At 51.1% G+C, this 8,001-nt stretch carries 8 protein-coding genes and 1 pseudogene; 4 read left to right on the forward strand and 5 right to left on the reverse strand.

What is annotated here, in order from left to right:
• Positions 1-282 precede the first annotated feature (282 nt).
• Together D1641_RS18005 and D1641_RS18010 are read left to right on the forward strand one after the other, a co-directional pair.
• Complete coding sequence (locus D1641_RS18005) at positions 283-1,593, forward strand: recombinase family protein (RefSeq protein WP_243149470.1); 1,311 nt, start codon at positions 283-285, stop codon at positions 1,591-1,593.
• Between the two features lie 92 nt (positions 1,594-1,685).
• Positions 1,686-2,069 (forward strand): DUF3847 domain-containing protein, encoded by a 384-nt coding sequence (locus tag D1641_RS18010; RefSeq protein ID WP_160668208.1) that lies wholly within the window; start codon positions 1,686-1,688, stop codon positions 2,067-2,069.
• A gap of 120 nt (positions 2,070-2,189) precedes the next feature.
• On the opposite strand, the gene D1641_RS18015 is transcribed toward D1641_RS18010, so the two are convergent.
• The 3 genes from D1641_RS18015 to D1641_RS18025 all read right to left on the reverse strand — a co-directional run bounded on the left by D1641_RS18015 (position 2,190) and on the right by D1641_RS18025 (position 4,078).
• Positions 2,190-2,603, reverse strand: coding sequence for a DUF4279 domain-containing protein (locus tag D1641_RS18015; protein WP_160668210.1), 414 nt, complete (start codon positions 2,601-2,603; stop codon positions 2,190-2,192).
• Positions 2,604-2,839: 236 nt separating this feature from the next.
• Positions 2,840-3,565, reverse strand: a complete 726-nt coding sequence (locus D1641_RS18020; RefSeq protein ID WP_160668212.1) for a PoNe immunity protein domain-containing protein — start codon at positions 3,563-3,565, stop codon at positions 2,840-2,842.
• Between the two features lie 69 nt (positions 3,566-3,634).
• Positions 3,635-4,078 (reverse strand): hypothetical protein, encoded by a 444-nt coding sequence (locus tag D1641_RS18025; protein ID WP_160668214.1) that lies wholly within the window; start codon positions 4,076-4,078, stop codon positions 3,635-3,637.
• 346 nt (positions 4,079-4,424) lie between these two features.
• On the opposite strand from D1641_RS18025, the gene mobQ reads away from it, so the two are divergent.
• The gene (gene mobQ / locus D1641_RS18030) at positions 4,425-5,831 is read left to right on the forward strand and encodes a MobQ family relaxase (RefSeq protein WP_160668216.1); all 1,407 of its coding nucleotides are present in this window, start codon (positions 4,425-4,427) and stop codon (positions 5,829-5,831) included.
• A 70-nt stretch (positions 5,832-5,901) separates the two neighbouring features.
• On the opposite strand, the gene D1641_RS18035 is transcribed toward mobQ, so the two are convergent.
• Positions 5,902-6,120 carry a hypothetical protein gene (locus tag D1641_RS18035; RefSeq protein ID WP_160668218.1) on the reverse strand — a complete coding sequence of 73 codons (219 nt, stop codon included), beginning with the start codon at positions 6,118-6,120 and terminating at the stop codon, positions 5,902-5,904.
• A complete protein-coding gene (locus tag D1641_RS18040) occupies positions 6,102-6,287 on the reverse strand; it encodes a hypothetical protein (protein WP_160668220.1) in 186 nt (61 codons plus the stop codon). The genes D1641_RS18035 and D1641_RS18040 overlap by 19 nt, the downstream gene beginning before the upstream one ends.
• A gap of 558 nt (positions 6,288-6,845) precedes the next feature.
• Here D1641_RS18040 and D1641_RS18045 point away from each other — a divergent pair.
• A pseudogene (locus D1641_RS18045) lies at positions 6,846-7,895 on the forward strand (VirB4-like conjugal transfer ATPase, CD1110 family); the annotation flags it as partial.
• Positions 7,896-8,001: the final 106 nt, after the last annotated feature.

Consider the following 8,001-nt stretch of genomic DNA (forward strand, 5'->3'; position numbering starts at 1 on the left):
GGATTTTTAGAGGGACTCCGTGGACAGCCGCTTTTAGACTGGTTCGATTGAATTTTTCTGGCCGCCATACGTCACCATCCGCTATTTCCTATTTTTTCTCGCTATTTTCGTCATTTTTTCTCTATGATTTTTGTATCATAGAACCGTATTGCGTGGTACGCCAGGGACACCAGCCGGAAGATACGGGCGATTTTCGGCGCGAGGACGGCGGCGGGGAAGCACGTCACTGGCGCACTCCCCTACGGCTATCTGCACGACCCGGACGACCGCCAGAAGTGGATTTTGGACGAGGAAGCCGCCCCCGTTGTGAAGCGCATCTTTCAGGGCGTTATCGAGGGCAAGACCATCGCCAGAATTGCGGAGGAATTGACCGCCGAGCGGATACTCACCCCCGCCGCCCATTGGCGGGCTATTGGGGAACGGGTGAGCATGGGCGCAGCGGGCGCAGACCCCTATAAATGGGCCACCGCCACCCTTATCCAAATCCTCAAAAAAGAAGAATATATGGGCTGGACAGTCCTCAACAAGACCGCCACGGAAAGCTACAAATCCAAGAAGCGGGAGGCCACCCCGCAGGAAAACCGGCTGATTTTCAAAGATACTCACCCCGCCATCATTGACGAGGAAACATGGAATGTCGTTCAGCGTCTGCGGGAAACGAAGCGTGTCAGGGAGCGCATCGGCGGCGAGCCGAACCCGCTGACCGGCGTTCTGTACTGTGCCGACTGTGGACAGAAGATGTACCATAAGCAGGGCAGCACCGGCAGGCCCGACCAGCCCCACCATGAGTATGTCTGTTCCAGCTACCGCCACTATTCCCGAAGCTGCACCTGTCACTATATCCGCGTCAGCGTTGTGGAAAGTCTGGTGCTGGAAGCTATCCGGCGGGTCAGCGGATATGTGCGGGAGAACGAGGCGGAGTTTATCGAGCGTGTCCGGGAAAAATCCTCATTACAACAGGAGGCGGCGGTAAAGGAGAGCCGCAAAAAGCTGTCAAAGGCCAAGCGGCGGCGGGAGGAAATCAGCGGCCTGATAAAGAAACTTTATGAAACCTACGCCACGGGGAAGATACCCGAAAACCACTTTTCCGAACTGCTGACCGGCTACGACACCGAGCAGAAAACCCTTGACGGGGAAATCGAGAGGTTACAGGCCGAAATCGACCGCTACAACACCGACAGCGTGAGGGCCGACAAGTTTATCGAACTGGTGAAGCGGCACACCGAGTTTACCGAGTTTTCCGCGTCCCTGCTGAATGAATTTGTAGAGAAAATCATCGTCCATGAGGCCACCAAAGTGAACGGGGTGCGGGAGCAGGAGGTTGAAATCTATCTGAACTTTATCGGCAAATTTGACCTGCCCGAACAGGAGGAACAGCCGGAGGAAACGCCGGTAAGAAAGAGCCGGAAAAAGCGCCGCCACGAAATGACGGAGGAACAGCGGGCGGTTTTGCGTGAGCGCGACAAGGTACGCTATGCCCGAAAGGTAGCCGCCAGGAAAGCCGCCGAGGAAGCACAGCGGGCGGCAATTCTGAAAGGCACAGCTTACGAAATCAGGCCGCAGGAAGCAGGAGCCGCCCATGCCGCCATCTGAACCCCACCGAGCCGCCATGCTGAAAAAGAGCGTGGCGGCTTTTCCCATTCCTATCCATTCCAGACCGAAAAAACGAAAGGAGATTTTGACAAATGGCAAAGACCAAAATTGAGAAAATCGCAAGCATCGAGGAAGAAATCAAGCAGCTTGAAAACAAGAAAAAGCGGCTTATCCAGGAGCAGAAAGAGCAGGAGCGCAAGGACAGGACAAACCGCCTTTGCAAGCGCATGGGTTTTATCGAGAAACTGCTGCCCGACACCATCCCGCTGACCGGGGAGCAGTTCAAGACCTTTGTGGAGCAGACCATCGCCACCGAACACAGCCGCCGTATCCTGGACGGATTGACCGCCCAGAACGCCGCCACAGCCCCCGCACAGGGCGAGGGGACGGCGGGGAGGGGTAACACCCAGCCCGCCGCCAAAACCGCCCAGACAGAGCAGGAGGCCGGCGCAGACGGGGGCGCGGCGCAAGGGTAACGGACTTGCGAAGCGAGGCCGGGAGCGAGTGCTATACTTCCCCGGTCTCGTTGGGCGTTACTGCGCCGTTGTTCTGTCGGTGGATGGAAAGATTACAGAGGGGCAATAAAAGCGAATAAATTATTCGTCAATTCCATACACATACATATCAATATCTATTTCCGTTCTTGTCGCATGACAAAAATCAATTACATCAAGAGGCGGTGCTAAACATGGTTCTTGATCTCCCACATATATTGTTGGAACGATTTCTAAAACAAATGCAACATTGTTGTTGCGATGAATTAGATTTAATAAATTTATCTTATCCAGAAGTGGAGCGATTGTTTTTCTCATTTGGTTTTCAACAAATACATCATACTCCTTACAACGACCAATTTCCCACACAGCAAAGTCGTATTTAGTTCCGTTTTTTCGGAAGTCACCTATCTTCCATGTTCTGGTGGGCTGTAAAGACAATAAGTGTGTAACTTCATCAGGGTCAAAGTCCCCAGTAATCTTAAAATATGTATAACAACTATTGCGTGTTTGCATCATCATCCTCCTCCATAGCTTCTTTGAAGGTCACTTGTACTGCCCGCCGCCCAGGGCGTAGGAACAGCGGCGCAGGGTAACACCCGGCCCGCCGACAAGACCGCCCATACAGCGCAGGAGGGCGGCGCAGGCGGGGGGCGCAAGGGTAATGGATTTGCGGAGCGAGGCCGGGGGGCTATCCTGCCCCTGGCCTCGCTGGGTGTTATTGTGCCGCTGTTCTGTCAGTGGGCGATGGCTTACTCAACTAAGCCGTACGGATAATATTGAGGACAAGCAATTTTCGTTTCGTCCAGCTTCAATATTTTTACAAGAGCCGCACATTCAAAACTCCAAAAGCCAACATAATCTCGTCTTTTGTAAGCGTGTTGCCATTCATAATCTTTGTGACCGTTAAACCATTCTTTGTTAAGATAGTTTTCAATCATTTTCATTGCGGCATCTCTATTTTCCGGTGGCAATTCAATAATTTTCTGCATGGAGCTGTATGGCTTGCTTTTATAAAAACCACAACAGCGATTAGGGTAATTTATTCCGGTGGAACGCAACAAATAATCCAGCAGCAAATCATCAAATGGTATGGCTTTTGTCGAAATCTTTTCAAATATTTTTTTATCGACTTCAAGCAAAATCCCCAATGCTGTCAACCACAGTGTATTTGTGTAACCAATATCGTGTTGCTCTGCTTGTGCTAAACCTTCAACCGCATCATAAAAATGCGGTTCAATTTCCGATAAACGCATACCATGTGAGTATTTTGCACAAATAAGTTTCATTTCTTCGCTGAATAGACTCGCAGCATCACTTGCTAAAATCAATAGATTATCTCTCGGATAGCGTTGAATACCCTGTTGTATGTCCAAAGAGATTTGCTTCATATCAGATTTCGTATTCTCTACACAAGAAGAATAAAATGTGATTGCCCATCCAATTTGTTCATCCATATTGGGTATTTTTTTCTTCATATGACATCTCCATTTGCTGTTTAGACTGCGTGACCGAGGTACGCATGGGCAACACCGGCCTCCTTAGTTTTAGATACCAAAAAGAGATACTATAAATGCAAGGTGGAAAACTATTCCAACCATTGCACACAGAAAAGCAATTCGCCAGCCCTTTTCTTTCTTCTTGTAGCTTCTCGCTAATGTTTCAAGCATTTGTATCTCGTCTATGTCTGGTTTTTTGGACTTTTTCATCCGGCAGCTCATTTCCTGATAATCGTCTTTTTTCTGTTGAGCAACAAAAGATTTCAGACCAAAAAACGCAGCCATCAAAACAAGCTCCAGTAGGAATAAAAGTTCCATGTCCAGTCGATGTTGAAAAAGCGAAACCTCATGATTACGATGAGCGAGAGAAGAAAAATAGCCCATTCTTGAATAAGGATACAAAACAATACCGATGATAAGCCAACATATAAATAACCCTTTTTCAATGACCCAAATTGTACGCAAATGCTTATTGAGCTTTAATTTTTTCATGCGCGACCTGCTTCCCCTGCTACTCAACTTTAGATTAGTTTACCACAACAGCCGCCATTTTTCCATCACTAACCATCAAAGAATTTCAAAACATCAACCTCACTCCTGCCAAAACCGGCAGGAGTATTTTTTATTGAAACTGCCATCAATGCCGCCCATCCAGCGCAGGAGGGCAGCGCAGACGGGAGCGGGGCGTAAGGGTAACGGGCTTGCGCCCCGTCCCCTGCCCCCGGCAAGGGCGCACTTATATACCACATGAATGTGGTATGTGCGGTCTTGCAGACGGCGTTTTGTGCCTCTCGGCACAAAAGGACGGGGGAACGACCCGCAGAAAGGAGGACAGCCCGTGGCAATCTACCATTGCAGCATCAAAATCATATCCCGCGGCAAGGGCAAATCCGCCGTTGCCGCAGCCGCTTACCGGGCGGGGGAGAAACTCACCAACGACTTTGACGGGGAAACCCACGACTATACCCACAAGGGCGGCGTTGTCCACACCGAGATTTTACTCCCCGGCCACGCCCCCGCCGCTTTCTCTGACCGGGCGGTTTTGTGGAACGCGGTGGAGAAAATCGAGAAAGCGAAAAACGCCCAGCTTGCAAGAGAAATTGAAATTGCCCTGCCCCGTGAATTGACAAGGGAGCAGGGCATTTCTCTTGTCCGCGAGTATGTAAAAGAGCAGTTTGTCAATGCGGGAATGTGCGCCGACTTTGCCATCCATGACACAGGCGGCGGCAATCCCCACGCCCATATCATGCTGACAATGCGCCCCATCCAGCAGGACGGCGCATGGGGCGCGAAGCAGAAAAAAGAGTACATCCTTGACCCGCAGGGAAAGAAAATCTATGACCCGAAAAAGCGGCAGTACAAGTGCAAGGCCATTCCTGCCACCGACTGGAACGAGCAGACCAAGGCCGAGGAATGGCGGGCGGCGTGGGCGCAGCTTTGCAACCGGGCGTTGGAGCAGTACGGACACAACCAGCACATCGACCACCGCAGTTATGAGCGGCAGGGCATCGACCAAATCCCCACCGTCCATTTAGGCGTTGCCGCTTCCGCTATGGAGAAGCGCGGCATCCGCACCGAGCGCGGCGATCTGAACCGGGAAATCGAAGTGACGAACCAAAAACTCCGGCAACTGAAAGCCCGTATCGCCAAGCTGCAAAAGTGGCTGAAAGAGGAACAGGAGAACACCGAGCCGCCCACCCTTGCCGACTATATCCAGGGCATCCTGTCCCGCAGGGCGCGGGAGGGGAAATCGCAGGTTTCCCAATCCATCTATAACCTCAAGGACGCGGCGAAAATGCTGAATTTCCTGCAAGCCAACAACATCATGGATATGGCGGGGCTTGATGAAAAATTCAAGTCCATGATAGGGGAACAGCTTGACATTCAGCACAAATTGAAACCCGTTGAACGGCGGTTAGGCACTCTGAAAAAGCACATTGAGCAAGCCGACATTTATTTCAAGTACAAGGGGAAAAAGAAGCTGACCGAGGCCGAACAAATCCTGTTTACGGCGGCGAAAGATTATCTAAAAGGCGTGATGAACGGCAAGACCGCCCTGCCCGTAAAGGCGTGGAAAGCGGAGTATGCCAAGCTGACCGCCGAGAGGGAAACGCTCAATCAGCGGTATCTTGTGTTGAAAGGGGAGGTGAAAGAAGCTGAGCAAATCCGAAAGAGCGTTTACAATATCTTGCGGCAGGAACAGCGGGAGCAGCAGCCCCGCAGGGTGCAGGATATGGAGCGATAACAAGCAGGGCGGCGGGATAGTCACCGCCGCCCTGTTTTGTACTTTCGTCAGCCCAATAAGCTGGTGCGTATCAATCCAAATCACATGAAACCGCACCTAAAAAAGTCACTGGTGCATTGGGGTTGGAAGTGTTTTCCTCTGGGTCATACTTGTAGTTGTAGACCAAAATTGCTGCGTTGTAGGGCTTTTCAAAACCCTGCGGAAAAAGTTTTTTCAGTTCCGGGCCTATAACTGTACCTTCAGAATAATGGCATACCAACGCTTCTGGGTCTAATGTAAATTCATGCACACTCCGTTCCGAAAAATCTGTGTCAAAAGGATAGATGTCGCATCCATCAAAAAATCCCGGCTAAAAGGAGAAATATCACGCCCAGGCATATCATCAAAATATTCCTTTAATGCCTTATCCGTTTCAAATATACCCGCCCATACAGATACAATACCTTCCATCTCCATAAAAAAATTCTCCTCTGAAAATCCCATTTGTTGGTTAGCTTGCTGATCCAAGTATAGCATATTCCCCTGGTAAAAACAATCCCCGTTCTATGTCCGTTCCGACTATCCAGACCGTCAAGGCCGAGTAGTATTTTTTACTCCGCAAAAAATCCACTCTTACCCTTGACCGTCTGGATTTTTGCCGTTGCCATTTCGCCGCCGAAAACGGGGAACAGGATTTGACAATCCTGCCCCCCGCTTTCGTCCGCTTCATTTTAACGGCAAAACCGTCTGCACTGGTGCGGCGGCTGTCGGTAGGTTTTGCGGTGGCTCTGCCCCCGCGCCCCCGGCCTCTCCCAAAGAACAGGATAAGGGCAAATGCGTAACCGGCGGGCGTGGACATTTAGACTTGCGACACAGCCCCCAAGCCCGCATGAATAGGGGCGTTTTGGTGCGCTCCAAGCCCCGGCGCGGGGCGGGGTAAGGGTTTTATACTACCCACCCCCGAAAACGGCTTTTAACCGTCTATGGGGCTTTTCCCGCTTGATTTTTCCCATCCCTTGAAAAGTTCCTCTTGACAAAAAGCCTAACGGGCTAATCCTTGGTACTCCTGGAAGCGGCAAGTCCTTCTCCGCCAAGCGGGAGATCACCAACGCTTTCCTTATTACCACGGACGATATTGCCATCATCGACCCGGAGGACGAATATTCGCCCCTGGTGCAGCGGCTGGGCGGTCAGGTGATCGACATTTCCCCGGCCTCGGACCAGTTCATCAACCCCATGGACCTGAACCTCAATTACAGCGATGATGATAACCCCCTGACGCTGAAAAGCGACTTCATCCTCTCCCTGATGGAGCTGATCGTGGGCGGCAAGGCCGGGTTGGAGCCTGTGGAGAAAACGGTCATTGACCGCTGCGTCCACATGGTCTACCGGGAATATTTGCAGGACCCCCGCCCGGAGAAAATGCCGGTGTTGGGGGACCTTCACGCGCTCCTGTGCCAGCAGCCGGAGCCGGAGGCCCAGCGGCTTGCCACGGCGTTGGAAATTTACGTTTCCGGTTCCCTCAACGTGTTCAACCACCGGACCAACGTGAAAATCAACAGCAGAATTGTTTGCTATGTGATTAAAAAGCTGGGTAAGCAGCTTAAAAAGTTCGGTATGCAGGTGGTCCAGGACCAGGTGTGGGGCCGTGTCAGCGAGAACCGGGAGGCCCACAAGTCCACCCGGCTCTATATTGACGAAATGCACCTCCTCTTGCGGGAAGAACAGACCGCCGCCTATACGGTGGAAATCTGGAAGCGGTTCAGAAAGTGGGGCGGTATCCCGACCGGCCTTACCCAAAATGTAAAGGACCTGCTTTCCTCCCGCGAGATCGAAAATATCCTGGAAAACAGCGATTTTATTTATATGCTGAACCAGGCGGGCGGCGACCGGCAAATCCTGGCGAAGCAGCTCAATATCTCCCCTCACCAGCTCGGCTATGTGACCAACTCCAACGCTGGCGAGGGGCTTTTGTTCTTCGGGAGCGTCATTATCCCCTTTGTGGACCATTTCCCGAAGGATACGGAACTCTATGAAATCATGACCACCCGGTTATCCGACATGTCGGATAACCGGGTTTATTGAATGAGTTACGTTATTCAATGAGTTATCACCTTCCTTCAAAATGTGCGGTTTTTCACGTTCTTCTTGAATAATGATAAAGTTCTATAAAAACTCCCCTGTATACTGG

This window comes from Colidextribacter sp. OB.20 (genome assembly GCF_009911595.1).
In the GTDB taxonomy this organism is placed as follows: Bacteria; Bacillota; Clostridia; order Oscillospirales; family Oscillospiraceae; genus Lawsonibacter.

Coding starts and splice junctions, on each gene's coding strand:
- D1641_RS18025 (WP_160668214.1), bottom strand. CDS start 4,078: ATGAAAAAATTAAAGCTCAATAAGCATTTGCGTACAATTTGGGTCATT.
- D1641_RS18015 (WP_160668210.1), bottom strand. CDS start 2,603: ATGCAAACACGCAATAGTTGTTATACATATTTTAAGATTACTGGGGAC.
- D1641_RS18010 (WP_160668208.1), top strand. CDS start 1,686: ATGGCAAAGACCAAAATTGAGAAAATCGCAAGCATCGAGGAAGAAATC.
- D1641_RS18040 (WP_160668220.1), bottom strand. CDS start 6,287: ATGGAGATGGAAGGTATTGTATCTGTATGGGCGGGTATATTTGAAACG.
- D1641_RS18020 (WP_160668212.1), bottom strand. CDS start 3,565: ATGAAGAAAAAAATACCCAATATGGATGAACAAATTGGATGGGCAATC.